We start from the raw sequence: 19,440 nt of genomic DNA, 5'->3' as shown, positions 1-19,440 counted from the left end.
TGGTAAACAATAACTCTACTACGGAAAGCCCTCTTTATTTTGGCGAAGGTATTGGCTATGGAGATTAATTTACTGCATAGGCTGCTTGCAGCGACCAAATGATGAGAGCTGCGATCGCTCCCAAAATTACCACGGTGGAAATAGTAACTATTTTAGGGGAGTCTGCTCCCTCAAATTTCATGATTCCTCGATTTAAATCGGACATAGCTTTGTAATCCTCCTTTGTTACAGTGCTAGTTTAGCCCGTCTCGATTGTAATCTTCGGTTCGCAACTGATACGCCATTCTTAATTAATATTTTGTTTAAGTTTTTTGACATTCTCACCGTGTTCATCGAATGGGATTCTTTGATTTATAATTTTGTCATCAATTGCTGGGCTATTTGCTGATTAATATTTTTCACATCAAAACGCTGGCTGGCTGTAGTTTGGGCATGGTTGGCAATCATCGCAGTTTTTTCTGCTTCTTGTAAACAACAGGTGATTATCTGTGCAAGTTCTTGGGATTTTCCTGGTGTAAATAAAAAGCCATTAATACCATATTCTACTAATTCGACAGCACCACCAGCTTTTGCTGCTATGACTGGTTTTCCACACAACATGGCCTCAACAATTACTCTACCAAAGGGTTCAGCAGCAGTGGAAGTATGTGCTACTAAGTCACAAGCTGACATTAATTGGGGAATATCTGAACGAAATCCTAAAAATTTAACTCGATTTTCTAGTCCTAATGTAGTAATTTGTTGATGTAACTGTTGGATATATTCTTGTTCCCCAAACAATGCATCCCCAACTAAAATAGCTATGACTTGTTGAGGACATTGCCTGAGTGCTTCAATTAGTATATGTTGCCCTTTCCAAGGTGCAAGACGACTAAAGTGTCCAACAACAAATTTATCTTCTAGTCCTAGTTGTTGTCTGGTTTGATGAATTATTGATTTATCTATTTGATAGTTTTTGGGATCAAAGCCGTTGTAGATAACCGTAGTAATTTCTGTATGTCCTCCCGCTTCGATAAATGCTGTTTTACTTGCTTGGGAATTAGCAATTACTAATGATGCCCGATTGGCAGCAGCCACAGCAATACGGCGGTTTGTTTGACTAAAATGTTCTGGTGAAAGAATGTCATGTAAATGATAAACCAAAGGACGCCCACTGATCAGACTGGCGATCGCTCCCACAACTAATGCTTTTTGAGTGTTGGCGTAAATTAAATCATATTCACGGGCTGTTTGCACAACTTTAGCAAGTAAAGGTATGAGTTGTCCTACACTTGCTAATCCTTGTGACAAGGAACTTTGTTTGCGAACTTGGATGCTTTGAGTTGTCAGAACTTGAACCGGAATCTGATTTTTTTCTAGTAAAGTTCTAAATTCACCATCAGCAAATAAGCCAACTAAACAATCATCTCGATAAGGTTTAGCAATGTCTATAAGACAGAGTTCTGCGCCACCTGGTTTACCACTTTGATCTAAAAATAGAATTTTCATGTTTTACCCGTTAATTATTTTTGTTAATCAAATGTCTGGTTGTGCTTATTGGTGTTATCGCCTCAAGAACTATAGGTATTAATGCACTTGGGGATTTTGCTCTTTGATGCGAGAAAAGAAAAGGTGAAGAACCAGCAGCACCACCAAAGTATTATGTTATCTAGGTTTTAGAATAATTAAAAACGTTTTGTAACATGGTCATCGACATCACTCGCCAAATCCCCAAAACCCTATATTTTTCGTTGAGTCGTGTCGATTATTTACAAAGCAAGGATTTAAGGCGATCGCTTCGAGAGTAATGTAGAATAGTTGGTATCTAGTTGGTATTGCCAACAATCAAACAGATAAGTTAAGCAGGCCAAAATAAACAAAACACGAGTTACGAAAAGTAAATATCCTTCAAACCCTTACAAATGAGCAATGACATAGACGCGCCTTCTTCGGCTTCAAGGTAGAGTATGACAAATGACGACCCTCGCCAGTAGTTTCAATGTCCCGACCTACTTAGCAATTTTGGGCAACTGAGAAAACAACATTTGATGACGATTAAAGTTCAGCAGTAACTTTAGCTGCTAGTTTTTGCAATTTATTCTCATTTTTGAGGATTGAGAGTGTCTTTAAGTCGCTCCGAGTGAGGCTTTTGAAATACTTACATCTTAATTTTCTTCCAATAATTAAAAAATTTTAAATCGCATTTATTATCAAAAAAAAAGTGATATGTTGGATACAGAATTGAATTTCGCATATTTCTGGAGTAGTTGTCCGTAATCTGCTCCAGATTTCCAAAACCCAAAAAGCATTAATAGTAAGACTCTTGGCTAATTAGCAACAGGCTGTGAGTGCAACCTAAAAATAAGCTCAAAAAAACTTAATTTTGTTGGAAACCCTTGCTGTGACTAGGTTTGAGATGAGTACAAAAAGACTTGTCCCCTCCTCCATAAATACTTGTACTTCCACCCCAAAATACTAGTACCCCTACCCAAAAAATTTTTCTCATCTTTTGTTATGCCTTCATAGTCGAGGTTTGAAAATTTGAGTACAAACTTAATAAATTTAATAAATCTTATCCAAGTTGCACATCCAGCCTTCCTATTTAACGGCTGATATAAAACATATATCGCCAATCACTTGACGCACCAAATCAAGGAGCGATGAGTGAGTGGAGGGATGAGATAGCACCATGCCCCTGTGAACAGAAGTCGCGGCTGTCAGCGCAAATTCCACCCATATCTTGTGCATGACACACCAGCCGAGAAAAATAGGGTTAATAGCCTACCCCGAACCCCGGTGGGCAGCGCTATAAACAGACGCGACTTCCATTCCTTACAAATCTTAGTGTTCCATCTCCCACAGTGGCTTTTGCCAGTCCATCGACACCTTGCGAAATTCAATGAATCTATCGTCTACAGGACTCGTCACCTCCCCAATTACGGAAACTACAATCGCATCGAAATTCAGTGGTTGCGGTAGCGGATGCAGCAGCAACGACACCGGGGAAATGGATGAAAAACTTCAACAGCGTATTGCTAACCATCCCTGCTATAGCGAAGAAGCTCACCATCACTATGCTAGGTTGCATGTTGCAGTTGCTCCTGCTTGTAATATTCAATGCAACTACTGTAATCGCAAATACGATTGTGCTAACGAAAGTCGCCCAGGCGTAGTCAGCGAATTGTTGACACCAGAAGAAGCAGCACACAAAGTTTTAGTGATTGCTGGCAAAATTCCCCAACTCACCGTTTTAGGAATTGCAGGCCCTGGTGATCCTTTGGCAAATCCAGAAAGGACTTTTCGCACCTTTGAGTTGATAGCAGACAAAGCACCCGATATCAAACTTTGTTTATCAACCAACGGTTTAATGCTTCCCGAATATATTGATCGCATTAAACAATTAAATATAGATCACGTCACTATCACCATTAATATGGTGGACCCAGAAATCGGTACCATGATTTATCCTTGGGTTCACTACAAGCGCAAACGTTATAGAGGTATCGAAGGCGTAAAAATTCTCCACGAAAAACAGATGGAAGGATTGCAAGCCCTCAAAGAAGCCGATATTCTTTGTAAAGTCAACTCCGTGATGATTCCGGGGATTAATGACGAACACTTAGTAGAAGTTAATAAAGTCATTCGCTCCCACGGTGCATTCCTGCACAATATCATGCCGTTGATTTCGGCACCAGAACACGGCACTCATTTCGGCTTAACAGGACAGCGTGGTCCCAATCCCAAAGAATTAAAGGCAGTACAAGACAGCTGTGCTGGTAACATGAAGATGATGCGCCACTGTCGTCAATGCCGTGCCGATGCGGTAGGATTATTGGGAGAAGACCGCAGCCAAGAATTTACTAAAGATAAATTCATGGCCATGGCCCCAGAATATGATCTTGCTCAACGCCAAGAAGTTCACGCAGGTATTGAGAAATTTAAAGAAGAACTCAAAGCTGCTAAACAATCTGTAGAGACGCACCATGGCGCGTCTCTACAAAACGCGCCGAAAATTCTAGTTGCAGTCGCAACCAAAGGTAGTGGCTTAGTTAACCAACACTTCGGTCATGCCAAAGAATTCCAGGTATATGAAGTCGATGGTAACGAAGTACGCTTTATCGGTCATCGTAAAATAGACCACTATTGCCAAGGTGGTTATGGCGAAACAGCCACTCTCGAAAATATCATCGAAGCGATCGCAGATTGCAAAGCCGTACTTGTTGCCAAAATTGGTGATTGTCCCAAAGAAAAATTACACACAGTCGGCATCCAAACTGTTGAAACTTACGACACAATTGACAAGGCTGCTTTAGAGTTTTACCAGCAATATATCCAAGAAAAAGCTAATAGTTAAGAGTTAGTAGTTATTAGTTAGTAGTTATTAGTTAGTAGTTAAGCATTAACCACTATCCACTAACTACTAACCATCATCCACTAATTACTAACCAACAAATTCATTACCCAGCACTCATTACCCAGAACCCAATCCTCAATCTAGTCCCTTCAATGGAGGATAGCATGGCTTATCAAATAACCAGCGAGTGCATTTCCTGCAATCTTTGTCAATCTGTATGTCCGACTGATGCAATCAAAATAGATGGCGATCGCCCTTGGATTGATCCTGAACTTTGTACAAACTGTGTTGGTAGTATTCACACCGTACCTCAGTGCAAAGCTGGTTGTCCTACAAGCAATGGTTGCATAAAAGTTTCTACTGATTACTGGGAAAGCTGGTTTAACACTTATTACCCATTGGTAGCAAAATTAACAAAAAAACAAGATTATTGGGAAACTTGGTTCACTTTCTATTCTCAAAGATTTTCTGATCAGTTAGAGAAACGTCAGCACCAAGTTGCCTAACTTATTGATAGATGGTTGTTGGTGAGTTTAGCCCTCGTCTTGGCGGTTCCTGTCGATAAGGGACTGGCGTAGACGCTTTAGCGGCTTCTCACAGAGTACCCGAGGGGTTGTTGTTAGTTACAACCAACAAACAAATTTTAAACAAAATTGGAAGCAATGCAGAAAAATTGTATTTATTTAGATAATAATGCCACCACCAAAGTAGATCCTGAAGTTGTAGAGGCGATGTTGCCTTACTTGACGGATTATTATGGCAATCCCTCTAGTATGCACACCTTTGGCGGACAAGTAAAAAAAGCAGTTAACAAGGCCCATAAACAAGTTGCTGCTCTCCTTGGTGCTGACGAATCAGAAATCATCTTCACTAGTGGTGGTACAGAAGGAGATAACGCCGCCATTCGAGCTGCACTGTTGGCGCAACCAGACAAGCGACACATTATCACTACCCAGGTAGAACACCCAGCAGTCCTAACTCTCTGCAAACAATTGGAAAAGCAAGGTTATAATGTTACCTATCTGTCAGTAAATCACGCAGGACAGTTAGATCTAAATGAACTAGAAGCTGCGCTCACTGGTAACACTGCCTTAGTTAGCATTATGTATGCTAACAACGAAACTGGCGTAGTTTTTCCCATTGAACAGATTGGTCTGAGAGTTAAAGAAAGTGGCGCTCTTTTCCATGTGGACGCGGTGCAAGCTGTCGGTAAAATTCCGATGAATATGAAGACTAGCACCATTGATATGTTAACCATGTCTGGTCACAAAATTCATGCACCCAAAGGAATTGGTGCTTTATATGTGCGGCGTGGTGTGAGATTTCGTCCGATGCTTATCGGCGGTGGACAGCAACGCGGTAGAAGGGCGGGAACAGAAAACGTTTCAGGAGTTGTAGCCCTTGGCAAAGCTGCCGAATTAGAATTATTACACTTAGAAACAGCAACCGCCAGAGAAAAAAAACTGCGCGATCGCTTAGAACAAACTATTATTGCAACTATTCCCAACTGCCAAGTCAACGGTGATTCTACGCAGAGATTGCCCAACACCACGAATATTGGCTTCAAGTACATTGAAGGTGAAGCAATTCTCCTCCATCTGAATAAACACGGTATTTGTGCATCATCTGGTTCTGCTTGTAGTTCTGGTTCTTTGGAACCTTCCCACGTTTTGCGAGCAATGGGCTTACCCTACACCATTCTGCACGGTTCGATTCGCTTCAGTCTTTGTCGTTATACCACAGACGCCGAAATTGATGCTGTGCTAGCAGTGATGCCTGGTATTATTGAACACCTACGCGCCCTCTCGCCCTTCAAGAATGATGAAGCAAGTTGGCTGCAAGAACAAGAAAAAGCAGTCATCGGAGCTAGAGGCTAGAAGGGGACATGGGGGACAAGGAAGAAATTTTTACCAATCCCCGATCCCCGATCCCCGATCCTCAATCCAAAATCTAAAATCCAAAATCCAAAATCGGCTATGTGGGACTATACAGATAAAGTATTGGAACTGTTCTACAATCCTCAACATCAGGGAGCAATAGAAGACAAGGATGAAGCAGGAATTAAAGTTGCTGTTGGTGATGTAGGTAGCATTGCTTGCGGAGACGCCCTGAGATTGCACTTGAAAGTTGAGGAAAATACAGAGAAAATCCTTGAGGCTCGTTTTCAAACTTTTGGTTGTACCAGTGCGATCGCTTCATCTGAAGCTTTGGTAGAACTAATCAAGGGTAAAACTTTAGATGAAGCCCTTAAGGTTACTAATAAAGAAATTGCTAATTACTTGGGTGGTTTACCAGAAGCAAAAATGCACTGCTCGGTAATGGGACAAGAAGCGCTAGAAGCAGCTATTTATAATTACCGAGGCATCCCTCTAGATATTCATGAAGATGATGACGAAGGAGCTATAATTTGTACTTGCTTTGGTATTAGTGACGTCAAAATCCGGCGGGTAATTCTTGAAAATAACCTGACCACCGCCGAAGAAGTTACTAATTACGTCAAAGCTGGTGGCGGATGCGGATCTTGTCTAGCAAATATTGATGACATTATTGTATCTGTGCAAAAAGAAAAAGCATCTGCCACTACTGTAAGTAATTCCCTCAGTAAAACTAATGGCAAGTCAGCCGTAAAACCACTGACGCCAGTGCAAAAAATTGCACTAATTCAAAGAGTGTTAGATGAAGAAGTTAGACCCGTTTTAATCGCTGACGGGGGAGATGTAGAACTATTCGATGTGGAAGGAGATCACGTCAAAGTGATACTGCAAGGTGCTTGTGGTTCCTGTTCTAGCAGCACAGCCACATTAAAGATTGCGATCGAATCCAGACTACGCGATCGCGTAAGCAAAGATCTTGTCGTCGAAGCAGTTTAGTTAGTCAATAGTCATTTGCTAATGACCAATGACTATTGACAACCAAAAATTTATCAACAACAAATATGCTCAACATTCCCACCTTTTTTGCGATAGAGCGAGCACCACCATCGGTGACGTTCTATAAAGCGGTCACTGCTGACCCAACTAAAGTGAACCTAAACACAAATCCTCTAGACCCACCAAACCAACAAATTGCAGGAGAATAATTAATCATGACTGAGAATATCAGACAGATCGCTTTTTATGGTAAAGGCGGTATCGGTAAGTCTACAACTTCTCAAAATACCCTTGCTGCTATGGCAGAAATGGGTCAGCGGATTATGATTGTGGGATGTGACCCCAAAGCTGACTCCTGATGTTTTTACATAATGGACACAAGTAAAAAAATCGGATTATTTAGTTTCAAAAAAATCATTGCCACCACTGCATCATTGCCAAAATGAAATCATAAATCAAGTTCGGCTATCACAGACCTATTAAAGGTTGGTGCTAATGAGTAGACTACTGAAACTAGACAGCAGGTGCAAACCAAGTTTTGACAACAAATGATAACTAATCTGCCAATTTTTTCAGTTTTTTCACACTTCATCCAAACAGCAAATAACCTTATGTAAAAATTTACATAAGACGTGTTATATCCTGAGCATACTTATATTAAACACAGACCGTTAGTTAACGGTCTGTGTTTGTTGACGTAAACCTAAATTTATGGATTTATCCCAATTATATCAAGTACTACAGAGCCTTCCGAGGGATGCACAAGAGTCGATAGTCGGTAATATATTTATCCCAGAGTTGCTAAAAGCGCTAGGATTTTGTGTAACTGAAACTGTTCCACAGTTTGGGACTGGAAGCGGTGCTGATACTGTTGATTATGCTGTTCGTAGGAACGCTGGCAACGATATCTTTATTCACACTAAATCTAATCCCTACCTATTATTAGAGTTAAAAGGCAGAGATATTAATCTAGGCGGAAACTCCACGCAATACAGGTCAGCAGTTTACCAGCTTAAACGTTATTTACTCGCCCCAAATTGCAGGTCTGCTCAATGGGGAATTGTGACTAACTCCACCTACATCCAGTTATTTAGAAAACATGGTAAGGTCATCCATCCTGCTTCCCCTTGCTGGGAACTTACACTAGATAACTTAAATGAAATTGTTTCGGCAATCAAGAATAAGATTGACAACCCACAAAAAGCATTAACTATAGCTCTATATAACAACAAAGGCGGGGTAGGAAAAACCACTACCACAGTTAATTTGGCAGCTACGCTGGCAATACAGGGGAAGCTATCGCTCATTGTAGATTTTGACCCCAATCAACAAGACCTAACAAACTCACTAAGGCTTAAACCCAAGGAAGATACTTTATATTCGTGGCTGGTCAACAAGAGAGATCAGTTAGTTAACGGATTGATAACAGCGTATCAATACCCCAATAAAACCGGTGGGTTATTGCGGTTTGACATTATCACTAGTGATGAAAAACTCCTAAGTTTAGGGGAGGAAAAATTACGCCAAATGTTAAGTATTAACAGATTGCGGCAAGCATTAGAAGTATTTAAATCGCAATACGACTACATTCTGGTTGACTCTCCACCAAACTGGAGATTCTTTAGCCAATGTGCTGTTTACGCCGCAGATGTGGTTTTAATCCCTACAAAGCATAACAGTATTTATTCACTGGAGAATGCAGCTATCGTTATTAAGCGTTTTATTCCCGAAATCCAAAACGAAAGAAAAGATGGAGGGCCAATTGCTCTACCCATTTTTTATAACGGTGAATTTATTACTGAGGCTCAAAGACTTACCGCAGAAGACGCAATAGACGAAATCATAGGAAAAGGCAAAAAAGATAAGGTTAATTATATTGACCTCACGCCATTCTTTTACCCTAAATACACTGCGGCGAGGAAAGACCGACACATTTTTGAGATACCTAGTTACGCGCATATTGCAAGTGCTGCGTTTGCTCGTATACCTGCTGTTTATAAAAACCGAATAGTCTGTGAACATTATTTAGCACTAGCCAAGGAATACTTTTTGCAATAGGAGGGCAAATATGAGCTTAAGTAATGTTGGAAATTTGATGTGCCTTTACATGCATGAAGTAAACCCAGGTAAAGGCACAGATGCACCAGAATTTTTAATCAAAGCAGCTGCCAGAGCGCTGCTTGAATCAGATGGACGTAATTGGGTTCCAGTAATTGTTAAAGAAATCACTGAAGACCAGTATGAGGTTATTGGCAATTCATTTATTTATGCGATCGCCCTAGAAGCTGGGCTAGAAAGAGTTTGGTGTGTTATTGCAGATAAGAGTGAAAAAACATTTGAGTTAACCAAGATTCTTACCAGAGAGTCCATACCCAAAATCAACCTATCAACTGCAACTAGAGACGAAATTCAGTCGGCTTTGCAGTACCTGATAGAAAAACCTGGTAGTGAGCTAAAAGGTGTGAAGTTGGCGATCGCTACCAATCGTATTGATGAGTCTCCACGCCAGTACTGGAAAAGCTTGGAGCCAATCACAAAGCTCAAGTGTGGTATAACCAAGGGGAAAAAGCTGGTAGCACTCAAGGAGGTTTTCTACTTGACTCCTCAACCAACTCCAGAAGTTATCACAGATGGTAGTACCTTGAATAGTTTAACTCTTGCGCAACTCAAAGACATGGCGAAAAAGCAAGGGGTTGCCGGGTATACCAAGAAGAAAAAGCAAGAGTTAGTTGATCTGCTATCGAAAAATTAATCTGAAAACAAAACACGACAACTTCCTAAAACTTGTCTTACAGGCAAGTGGGTGCTAGTTTCACCCCTGTAAAATTTTACAGGGGTGAACTAGGGTCTAATTAGGGCGATCGCACTGCCCTAGTTCTTAGCTGACAAGGGATTTACCCCCAAACCCTTAAATTGTTCTGGGGTTTGTTTGGGGAATTTTTTCATTTTTTTCAGCAAGCCAAAAGAGGAACTCATGTAAAATTTTTCATGAGTTGTACAAAATTTTACCAAAAAGTACGCGTTTTTCCAGTTTTTCGAGATAACTTAAACAAGCTTTTACATCTTTTTACTCTAAAAAAAGATGTATAGTACGGGGAACTTTAAATGTATAAAAACAATTCCCCGTACCTTATGTTGTCCCCAGGCGAAATAGAAATATTCAGTGCAGGCACGCACACAAGCAGTAATGGATTGACAAAGACGTATTCTATTGATGATTTGGGTCGTACGATCGCGCGATCGTACGACCCAAATCTTTTTGACGCGCCAGCTGTAGTGGGACACCCACGAGATAATTCGCCTGCTTATGGATGGGTTAACAGCGTCCGCCGAGTAGGCAGCAAACTGCTTGCCAAGTTAAAAGACGTAGATCCAAGCTTCCAGGAGGCAGTCAGAAGCAAACGCTTCAAAAAGATATCAGCGTCTTTTTATTCGCCTAGCAGCCTTGACAACCCAAAGCCAGGTGTTTACTACCTCCGCCACGTTGGTTTTTTGGGCGGCATGGCTCCGGCTGTTAAGGGCTTGAATTCTGTTTGTTTCTCTGAGCAAGAAAAGGGGGTGCTTGATTATTCATATGATTTTGAGGAGCGGCTAAGAAGCGCCGAGCAAGAGGCAGCACGAGCTTATGAGAATGCTTGGAAGAAATAACCACTCCTGTAAAATTTAACAGGAGTGGTGGGTGAGTGCATCATCATTTGTTTGCATGGGGAACTTTAAAGCTAAGTAGCAGAATGATAAAAACCCGCACGTGGTAAGCATTTTTGCTAATCTTGTCTACCAAAAGCATACAAAAGAAATGCCCAAATCAAAATTAGAACAAAAGCTAAAACCTGCACCCCAAGCAGTTGTGACAGACAATTTTGAGTCACCCGCAAAAGATGATAATCAAAATCAAATTACAACTTTACAACAGCAGATAGCTGAATTAGAATCACGAATTGCCACCCTGAAAAATGAAATTGCGGAGTGCGATCGCACAATTCGTGAGGGAGAAGAGGCGATCGCATTGCTTGAAAGCCCTCCTAAGTGGGGCATCCCATCTGGTAAATTTGACCTTTTCGACCAGATGCAAGAGGCCCTTGTCAATGCCAGGGATGAGCAAGAGCGGACGCGGAAGCTTGAAGCTATGCGGGTATCATTACAGCGCGGACGCCTTATGCTTCAAGACAAGCAAGTCCAACTACTGTCTGTTGAAAGTGAGTTACAAGATTTATGTGAAGAGTTGGACTGGCAGCAAAATTACCTACCTTATTTAAACGAATACCAAAACGCTTACACGCTCCCAAAAGAGCAACAGTACAAGATTAATCAGATTTCAGGGTATGTATGTGACTTAAGCCGTCGGCTTGGGGAAATGAAGCAAATCGCCCAAGACTCCGAACTAATAAAAAAGTGGGAGAAAAAGAATTACATGTCTCCGTCTTTCAAACATGCATACGAGGAAATTCAAGCAGGTGTTGCAAGACGAGAAGAAGAATTAGAAAAGTTTAAAACCGTTGACCAAAAGCACTTTCGTCAATTTATCCGCGCACGAAGGGACATTGAAGCATCTTTGCAAGCCTTGATTGTTCAGCAAGAAAATTACTTTGCAAAGCTGGATAAATTCATTGCTGACTTAAAACGGCACGGGCAAGCCTTGTTAGGCATAGAATCTTTGACTCAATACAATTTACCAGTAGTGAGTGTGAATGACAAAAATCAAATTACAATCACCACGAAAAAGCTTTAAATGTCAGGGTTTATCAGTAAAACTAATAATTTTTAGTTAATGAGAAACCATTAATGCAAAGCAGCCGTTTTACCTGTTACAGGTTATGATGAAAGCGTAAACCTGTAACAGGTAAAACAATGATAAACAAAGGCGGACGTGGTAAAAAAGCAAGTTACTCAACAGTGGTGATGAGAGTCCCCCTGCCACTTCGAGAAAAGGTTCTGCAATTGGTACAACAGTTCTATGATTCCCTTGGTAAGGATAAACCTGTAACAAGTATTGAACCTATTGAAGTTAATAAACCTGTAACAAGTATTGAGAATACTAGTGACAATAAACCCGTAACAGGTTTTGAGTCTGTACCAATTGAAGAATTGGGTCTGTCAGTCAAAAATTACAATATCTTGAAGAGGTTGCAGATAAATGTCATTGGCGACTTAATTGTCTACACAGAAAAAGATTTGCTCTCTATGAAAAATATGGGGAACAAAAGCGTTGAATTGCTGAAGTCGGCGCTTTTAAAACAATTTGGGTTGACCCTGAAAACCAATACTTAATTGAGAAGATGATGAATCTACAAAAATCCGCCTCCCCAGTTAACCGGGAAGGCGGTCGTCAATCCAAAAGTTCTCTTATAAAAGCCGCGATCGCTTTACCAGCTGTAGACTGCTTGCCTACTTTTAGCTTGTTTAAAGTGCGATCGCGTGCTTGTTCCAATTCCTCACGCCTAGCACTATCTGTTGTTAGGCTGCTGATTTTCCCAGGCGATCACCTAACTTCTTGTCTAGTATTGCTTCTATCTTCGCCTCTAAGTCGATGCTAGATGCTTGAATGTGATTGTCCGCTTCCCACCCTAATGCTGCTTTGAGGGCATTTATAACAAAGCTGTTAACACTAGTATTTTGCTTGGTCGCTTCTGCTTTGACTGCTTCATACAATTCTTTGTATCCGTCTAAGCGTAAGTTTAACTGGATTCGTTCGCGATCGCTCATACTGTTACCTCTAGTCAAATGTCTAGCAGAAATACTAGCACAGAAGCTTGTTCGACTACTAGACATAAGCTAGACAAATAGACTTGTGTTGATTGTCATAAAAACACTGATAGATAAGTACTAGACATAATACTAGACACAAAGCTAGTATTTAAATGTGAAGGGCGCTGAACCTTCCGACCAAGAAAAGCAGCGCCCTTTGGCTAACAAAGTAACCAACAAGGATTTTACACCATGACATTTGAAACAGTTGCTTCCATCGACTTCCAAGCCCTCAACAAACGCGACCTCAAGCGGCTTTGCACATTGGCTCGTGATGAATGGGGTAAGCCAATCGACCTTAGAAGCAGCGCCCTCCAAATGGCTGAATACCTAGAACTGTATCGTCAGTGGAAGCTGAATCAGAAAATTGAAGAAACCAAGGCAGTAGAACAAGTCGAGGAAGTTACTACCCCAGAAATTGCAGAAGTTGAAACAGTAGATGAGGTTGTGGAAGTTGCGATCGCACCCCAGGAAGAAGAGGCAGCACCCACTCCGAGCAATTTTGAAGGTATCAATGACGCACCTCTAGGCGAACCAATCGCCTCCTCCCCCCTTACCTGCGATGTTTTGAATCACCAAGCGTGTGAATTGCCTGAACAGCGAAATGTTGCAGCTGACTTCATCCATGAAAAATCTTACTGGGAGCAATGGAATGAAATCTACAGTAGTGCGATCGCATCCCTCCAGCCCAAGCCTCAATCCCAGACCGTACCTCAGACCATCCAACCAGAAGCAGATGTTAGCGCCAAGGTTGTTGGACTGATGGCGATCGCTTTCCTCGCATTGATGGTCGATGGAATTCTTTGGATAGTGAAGGAGGTACAGCAACGGCGGTTAGTTCAACGTTCGTTCTCTGCTGCAATGCTGGTGGTACAACGCCACAGACCACGCGCTAAGGGGTTCCGCCCAGCTTTGTTAGTCAATAGCTAATTCCTCTTAAAACCCGGATAATCCGGGTTTGCCAACCTACTAATCTTCTACTTTTAACTGAACCATGCAATACAACCAGTTCATCGAATCATACCCACTGTTAAATAGTTTCCTAGTTGAATGGGCCGCAGGACGCATCGCCGGAACCTCGGAACATCTAGAAAGTGAAATTAGAGGACAAATAAATTTTCTTCAGCACCAATACCAAGAAGCAAAACTAAGACTGCCAATCATGCGGCGGTGGGCTGAGTTTGACGGCTGGGTACTCTCCGAGCATATTAATGCTCAGGCACGAGAAGATGAGGAATGTCAGTATGTTCAGCAGCAACTACTTGAGGCAAAGTACGGACTGGCTAACATCAAAAAACTGGACATCATCCCAACACTGCAACAACGACAACAGGCAGCAGAAGAGGTAAAGGAATATATAGAGGTTTTACAGCATCCATCCGCTCAGGACTTTTTGAAGTGGACACCACGGTTAAGTGCCAGAGAAAAACACTTTTTAGAAAGATTGCCTGTCATGTTTCGTGATGAAGGAACTAATTTCAGGATACGCTTTTCTGCGACTTATGACTGGTGGTATTTGGGCGATCGCTCATACGATATCTTGACTGAGTTGGTAGAGCAAAATTTTAAGTCGGGCGATCGCACTACTGCATTCATCACCTACAATGCTTATGATGTACGATGCCTAAACGCTCAATCTGTAATGTTTGTTGACGTTGACTTAGACCCTGAGCAAGTAGCCTTGTACAGTGAACCGTGGGGACGGTACGGACTAAAACACCGAACACAGGAATCAGAAATACTAAGTCTGGTTGCAACCACGGTTAAAGATTTTGACTTACGATTCGAGGCTTACCGCACAGCTGCGGGTATGCGATTGATCGAAACCAGCAGAGAGTGGAATCCAGAAAGCGAAGAATCGCTAGGACTTCAAGAAAGGTTAGGGTGTGACAGACTTTTCCAAAACCTTTGCAAAACTCAGCGTACCTACAGGGCAAGACTAGAGCCAAAACCCTGGCGCAACGGTGAAACAGTTTGTCACCACATTGGTAGTTACGGGAAAGCACCAGAGAACGCGATCGCACTTCAGATCAAGCAGATTCATGACGCGTGGTGCTTGGGTGACGGCGATTTAGGTTAAGCCAAAACAACATAACCTCATCGCCGTGATGAGGTTTTTTAAGTCGTGTGAGTTGCGGGGAACCGAGATTATCCGCAACTCATTTCCAAAAATATACCCGCACCAGACGGCTATCTGGCACGGGCAATGATCATATCTAAGGTTAATTATGACAGAAATTATTCAGATAGGGACTGCGATCACAGTTGAGCCAACACAACGCATGGCTGATGTCACAGGTACAGCACAACTAATTGCGCTATGGCTACACGGCAAATCCGCCCAAAGCCAAAAGACTTATGAAAAAGATGTTAGATATTTTGCTGCATTTTTACTTGCCCAGCATTCAGATCAGGTGCGTCTAAACGATTTAGACTTGCGGACTGTCACCCTGAATGATCTGCAAGCCTATAGCAATTTTATGGAAACCAAGGGGTTGGCAAGTGCTAGCCGCAAACGTCGGCTATGCTCCATCAAAAGCTTGTTGGGGTTTGGGCATGAAATCAAGTATTTACATTACAACGTTGGGCTGAAGTTGGCAACGCCAAAACCCAAAGACACACTAGCAGAGCGCATCTTAAACGAATTAGAAGTAGCCACGATGATCGCTTTGACCACTCAGCCGCGCGATCGCTTGCTCCTAAAGTTCCTCTACACTACAGCTGCAAGAGTGGGTGAGATTGAGTTACTGAAGTGGAAAGACATTAGACCTAATCGTGACGGTAAAGGGCAAGTGACGCTGTTTGGAAAAGGTGATAAAACCAGAGTTGTAATTATCCCTGTTGGTCTGTACCAAGAATTAATTAAGTTTGGTGGCAGTGTCGATTCATCCTTACCCGTTTTTGTAAGTCGCCAAAAGGGAGAAGCATTAAAGGCGCGGCAAATTGAGAATATTGTCAGCAACGCTGCTAAACGTGCAGGTATTCAAGGCAAGGTTAGCCCCCACTGGTTGAGGCACTCTCACGCCAGTCATGGGCTTGATAGAGGTTCGCCCCCTCAACTGGTGCAGCAAACTTTGGGGCATTCGTCATTGGCAACCACTAGTAAGTATGCCCATGCCAAGCCCAATGAAAGCAGCAGTCTTTATGTGATGCCAGTTTAGCCAAATTAACTCCTGCAAAATTTGTCATAAGTTAACCCCCACCCAGCTAAAAAAGCTAAGTGGGGGTTTTGTTCGCGACTATTGATCTGTCATCTCATGCTTTCGCTTTTCTAACTGTGCGATCGCTTCTTCATGTTCCTCAATATGTTGGGTGTTTTTGGCTAATTGCGCCTGATAGTCGGCAATGAATTGATGAGTGATGTCATGTGCAGGAGTATCCAGTTTTTTCGTTGCCGCGTAGCTTTTTTGAATCCGTAAGAGCAAGCAGACATTTTCTAAGATGCCTTACACTTGGTTTTTTGTCTCCCCACTTCCGCGAGTTTCGGATTGAGTCAAAAGTGGTCGGAACCGTTGAAGCTGACGCGACAATCAGCATAATTTGGTCTAAATCTTGATTAGAAACTGCTTCCTCTGGTGGTTCGACTTCCTCAATTTCTTTTAAAAAAACACTTTCAAGTTGACTAACCACATCCACAGAAGCAAGTTTTTCTTCTTTAGGTGTAGATTGGTGCTGTTGTACCAGTTCAGGGAAGAATTTAAGCAACGTCCGCGCTGGATCTGGTTGTCCGTTGCCTGGGTGCTTCTCGGTCTTCAACCATTCGGGTATTGCTCCCAGTTCGCCGTCAGCTACAGGTTCGCCAAAAATACTAGGATTGGCTTTGAAGTAAGCGCCACTAGCAACATTAATCTTTCTCAAGCCCGAAGCCTTTACAGATTGGGCCACACAACCAATAAATAAAACTGACTGCTTAAACGTATCAGCCAGTCCCGCCGTCGCCTTACCCACTACAGAAGTAAGGTTAGACCCGTGCAGGACAATGATTAGAGTCCCGCCGCACTTAGCAAACCGGGAAAGTAAATATTGAATTGCCCAGGTGCGATCGCCTTCCTCCAATAAGGAAAGCAACCGCATCGCCTCGTCAATAACCAGTAACAAGTTTTTGTGGCTATATGGTTGACTGCCGTCTAAGGTTTTTAGGAATTGCAACAACTCATCAGCAACAGACTTGTCAGCCGCGTCTGAGTCTCGACCGGGGAAACTAAGAGCAGAGGTGAGGCTACAGGCAAACGGGTACACATCCACCCCGGCAGTGAAGTATTGCACGTCTAAGTTACTATCCAAGGCTTTTGACAGTACGCTTAGAATCCCTGCTAAAGTGCCTTTACCGCCTCGTTGAGTGCCGCAGATGGCAACGACTTGTGAGGATAACATCTCATCGATCTTGAAACCGCCTTGTATAAGAGCATCAGTCACAACATCAGCCCTTTGGTCTAAAGACAAACTGGGCAGCGTGGCAGGGTTAAAGCTTAGGGATTGGACATTAGTTATTGGTTGTTGTATTTCGGTTGGGGAAAGTTGCTCTAGTTGCCTAATATCCACAGAGGGGGTTGCAAACTGCCTAATATCAACAGTTGGCGATAGTTGTGTTGCTTCCTGGATTGCTTTAACTTCGGAATGGTTGACTCTGCTGTCAACAGTTACGTGTTGTAGATGGTCGGTCAATGCTTCATAGGTTGGTATTTGTCGCCCTTTGAGCTTACCGAACCAGCCAAACATCCAACGATAAGCGTAAAAGCGTTTTCCTGGTTCAATCTGGCTAAGGTACTGGTTAACGTTTTCAAATTGGGCGTGAAGAAAAGCGTATTCCTCAGCCTCGTGTCGTTCCAAAAACTTTACTGTTTCGGCGTGATGGTCGATTTGATGCGTAGCTCGTGCGTCATAATCTCCGGCACGTGCGATCGCATCTATAAAATTACCTCGCACAAAAGGCAGTGGTGCAATCTCCTTGGTGCGGTTGTAATGTTCGACTACAAACCACACCCACGCTGCACCGCCAATTACACCACCCATCAAAGCCAAAGGGTTTACAGCGTAACAGAGCATACCCACTCCACCAGACAACAAACCTAAGACACGAGCAAAATCCGCCTCGCTCTCAGACTCTCTGGCAATTTCAAATAGCTGGTCTTTACGTTCTTGCAACCATTCTGCAATGTTGCCAGCTTCTAAATAAGAAAGACTGGGGTACTGTTCGCGTAACGCTTCTGTTTCCTTGGTTGTAATTTTTGGTATATTCTGCATAGACTATCCTTATTCTTATATGCAATATCCCTCAAGGCTGCAAAAGTCTTGAGGGATATTGCTTTCACTTATTAATCTTTAGTCATCTTCCAAATTGCAAAGCCCATTTCACCAGCTAACATCGTACCGACATTAAATAAGATGCAACCTAGAATCATTAGGGGGTCTGTGTACGCAAAAGGATTGCGAGCTGCAAAAGTTGCAACTAAGTCAAACACCCAAATAGCTATCGTTACAAACCCTGCACTAGAGCGATCGCGTACCCCAGCAGTTTTATAGTCCTTCCACAAATCGCCTACTAGGTCAATTTTTCCACCTGGCTTAGTTTCAAGGTCATAAACCATGTGATCTTGCAGTTCACGCCTTGCAGAGTCCGGATTCTTGCCGCGTAACGCATGAGCCTCTACAACCTGCAACCCAACCGCAATCAAAAAAGCCATGTAGAAAAAAGGGTTAAAAACTGCGGCTAAAACATTTTGCCAAGCCCAAGTTTCCTCAAACCAGGGGAACACTGGACGCCCTAAAAACAGTAGTTGCCAGACAGAATCTGCACTGATCATCGAGCCACCGATAAAAAGTAGCCCTCCTACTACGGCTCTGCCTGCTCCGCCATTAGCCACAAACTGATTAACTATTGCTGCTGCAAATCTAATCGGTAGTCCCACAACCAACACAATGGTTTTTGCACAGAAATCAATAAGTTCGCCTATAGTGCGCTTTTTACCTTGTTTTTTGTCTGAACTGCTAGTGCTTCCACTACCAGGTTCGTTTGTTGAATCGCCTTTACTCGCTCCCAATGCCATTACTTTTTCTCCTTACTGGTTGAACGTTTTGAACACCTTTACACACGCCGTTAACTTTGTGTTTCCACTTCCAGATACCCTCTGAAATTTCGCCTATACAGCGTCCGGTTGAGTCAAATACCTGCACAATCTCGTCATCTTGGTAAATGGTTGTGTCTGGTCTAGGGTTACGTTTACGGTTGTCTATATAATTGGTAATTCTGAGTTTTCTTGTGGTAGGCATCACCCCAGCCGCATACAGTGCATCGCTGGTGTTTGCTCTTTCCTCAATGCGATCGCGCTCCAATTTTTCACTGGTTTTAAGATTCTCAGCCCTTAAAGCCGTTTCTGCTTTAAATCGTTCTGCCTGGGCATACGCACTGATTCTAGGTATTAAAGGCATTAGCCAAGGCAGAAAGCAGATTCCTAAACCAACCAAGCCTAAATACATCTGCTTTCTGTACAT

General features: G+C 42.5%; 20 protein-coding genes and 1 pseudogene. 14 read left to right on the top strand and 7 right to left on the bottom strand.

What is annotated here, in order from left to right; genetic code table 11:
• Positions 1–64: 64 nt before the first annotated feature.
• The 3 genes from AC5JMK_RS12545 to AC5JMK_RS12535 form a co-directional block, all read right to left on the bottom strand.
• Complete coding sequence (locus tag AC5JMK_RS12545; RefSeq protein ID WP_016862926.1) at positions 65–205, bottom strand: hypothetical protein; 141 nt, start codon at positions 203–205, stop codon at positions 65–67.
• Between the two features lie 146 nt (positions 206–351).
• Complete coding sequence (locus tag AC5JMK_RS12540) at positions 352–1,488, bottom strand: glycosyltransferase family 4 protein (protein ID WP_495910222.1); 1,137 nt, start codon at positions 1,486–1,488, stop codon at positions 352–354.
• Positions 1,489–2,577: 1,089 nt separating this feature from the next.
• Complete coding sequence (locus tag AC5JMK_RS12535) at positions 2,578–2,727, bottom strand: hypothetical protein (protein ID WP_495910221.1); 150 nt, start codon at positions 2,725–2,727, stop codon at positions 2,578–2,580.
• A gap of 151 nt (positions 2,728–2,878) precedes the next feature.
• Here AC5JMK_RS12535 and nifB point away from each other — a divergent pair, with 151 nt between their 5' ends.
• From nifB to AC5JMK_RS12480, 11 genes and pseudogenes are all read left to right on the top strand, one after another.
• Complete coding sequence (nifB, locus tag AC5JMK_RS12530) at positions 2,879–4,333, top strand: nitrogenase cofactor biosynthesis protein NifB (RefSeq protein ID WP_495910220.1); 1,455 nt, start codon at positions 2,879–2,881, stop codon at positions 4,331–4,333.
• 164 nt (positions 4,334–4,497) lie between these two features.
• Positions 4,498–4,839, top strand: coding sequence for a 4Fe-4S binding protein (locus tag AC5JMK_RS12525; RefSeq protein WP_096673132.1), 342 nt, complete (start codon positions 4,498–4,500; stop codon positions 4,837–4,839).
• A gap of 156 nt (positions 4,840–4,995) precedes the next feature.
• A complete protein-coding gene (gene nifS, locus AC5JMK_RS12520) occupies positions 4,996–6,210 on the top strand; it encodes a cysteine desulfurase NifS (protein ID WP_495910219.1) in 1,215 nt (404 codons plus the stop codon).
• A 99-nt stretch (positions 6,211–6,309) separates the two neighbouring features.
• Positions 6,310–7,203 (top strand): Fe-S cluster assembly protein NifU, encoded by an 894-nt coding sequence (gene nifU, locus AC5JMK_RS12515; protein WP_096673128.1) that lies wholly within the window; start codon positions 6,310–6,312, stop codon positions 7,201–7,203.
• 35 nt (positions 7,204–7,238) lie between these two features.
• On the top strand, positions 7,239–7,412 hold the full coding sequence (locus AC5JMK_RS12510) for a hypothetical protein (protein WP_495910218.1): 174 nt from the start codon (positions 7,239–7,241) through the stop codon (positions 7,410–7,412).
• Positions 7,413–7,415: 3 nt separating this feature from the next.
• Positions 7,416–7,559: pseudogene (locus AC5JMK_RS12505) on the top strand (ArsA-related P-loop ATPase); the annotation flags it as partial.
• Between the two features lie 355 nt (positions 7,560–7,914).
• Positions 7,915–9,261: an AAA family ATPase gene (locus AC5JMK_RS12500; protein WP_096673126.1), complete on the top strand. Its 1,347-nt coding sequence runs from the start codon at positions 7,915–7,917 to the stop codon at positions 9,259–9,261.
• 10 nt (positions 9,262–9,271) lie between these two features.
• Positions 9,272–9,955 carry a Rho termination factor N-terminal domain-containing protein gene (locus tag AC5JMK_RS12495; protein ID WP_495910217.1) on the top strand — a complete coding sequence of 228 codons (684 nt, stop codon included), beginning with the start codon at positions 9,272–9,274 and terminating at the stop codon, positions 9,953–9,955.
• A gap of 353 nt (positions 9,956–10,308) precedes the next feature.
• The gene (locus AC5JMK_RS12490; RefSeq protein WP_495910216.1) at positions 10,309–10,851 is read left to right on the top strand and encodes a hypothetical protein; all 543 of its coding nucleotides are present in this window, start codon (positions 10,309–10,311) and stop codon (positions 10,849–10,851) included.
• A gap of 148 nt (positions 10,852–10,999) precedes the next feature.
• Positions 11,000–11,932 (top strand): hypothetical protein, encoded by a 933-nt coding sequence (locus tag AC5JMK_RS12485; protein ID WP_495910215.1) that lies wholly within the window; start codon positions 11,000–11,002, stop codon positions 11,930–11,932.
• A gap of 119 nt (positions 11,933–12,051) precedes the next feature.
• Positions 12,052–12,471: a DNA-directed RNA polymerase subunit alpha C-terminal domain-containing protein gene (locus tag AC5JMK_RS12480; protein WP_096673118.1), complete on the top strand. Its 420-nt coding sequence runs from the start codon at positions 12,052–12,054 to the stop codon at positions 12,469–12,471.
• Positions 12,472–12,657: 186 nt separating this feature from the next.
• Here the strand turns inward: AC5JMK_RS12480 and AC5JMK_RS12475 are convergent, their stop codons facing one another.
• The gene (locus tag AC5JMK_RS12475; RefSeq protein WP_495910214.1) at positions 12,658–12,972 is read right to left on the bottom strand and encodes a hypothetical protein; all 315 of its coding nucleotides are present in this window, start codon (positions 12,970–12,972) and stop codon (positions 12,658–12,660) included.
• 168 nt (positions 12,973–13,140) lie between these two features.
• Here AC5JMK_RS12475 and AC5JMK_RS12470 point away from each other — a divergent pair, with 168 nt between their 5' ends.
• From AC5JMK_RS12470 to AC5JMK_RS12460, 3 genes are all read left to right on the top strand, one after another.
• Positions 13,141–13,878: a hypothetical protein gene (locus AC5JMK_RS12470; protein WP_096673114.1), complete on the top strand. Its 738-nt coding sequence runs from the start codon at positions 13,141–13,143 to the stop codon at positions 13,876–13,878.
• A gap of 64 nt (positions 13,879–13,942) precedes the next feature.
• Positions 13,943–15,028, top strand: coding sequence for a hypothetical protein (locus AC5JMK_RS12465; protein WP_096673112.1), 1,086 nt, complete (start codon positions 13,943–13,945; stop codon positions 15,026–15,028).
• Between the two features lie 148 nt (positions 15,029–15,176).
• Positions 15,177–16,109, top strand: coding sequence for a tyrosine-type recombinase/integrase (locus AC5JMK_RS12460; protein WP_495910213.1), 933 nt, complete (start codon positions 15,177–15,179; stop codon positions 16,107–16,109).
• 202 nt (positions 16,110–16,311) lie between these two features.
• Here the strand turns inward: AC5JMK_RS12460 and AC5JMK_RS12455 are convergent, their stop codons facing one another.
• From AC5JMK_RS12455 to AC5JMK_RS12445, 3 genes are all read right to left on the bottom strand, one after another.
• Positions 16,312–18,192, bottom strand: a complete 1,881-nt coding sequence (locus AC5JMK_RS12455; RefSeq protein WP_096673110.1) for a hypothetical protein — start codon at positions 18,190–18,192, stop codon at positions 16,312–16,314.
• Between the two features lie 71 nt (positions 18,193–18,263).
• Entirely contained in the window at positions 18,264–18,995 is a 732-nt protein-coding gene (locus AC5JMK_RS12450) for a hypothetical protein (RefSeq protein WP_096673109.1), read from the bottom strand.
• Positions 18,976–19,440 (bottom strand): hypothetical protein, encoded by a 465-nt coding sequence (locus tag AC5JMK_RS12445; protein ID WP_096673108.1) that lies wholly within the window; start codon positions 19,438–19,440, stop codon positions 18,976–18,978. Before AC5JMK_RS12445 ends, AC5JMK_RS12450 begins: the two co-directional genes overlap by 20 nt.

The organism is Pelatocladus sp. (assembly GCF_059505505.1).
This window is presented reverse-complemented; position numbering and strand designations above follow the sequence as displayed.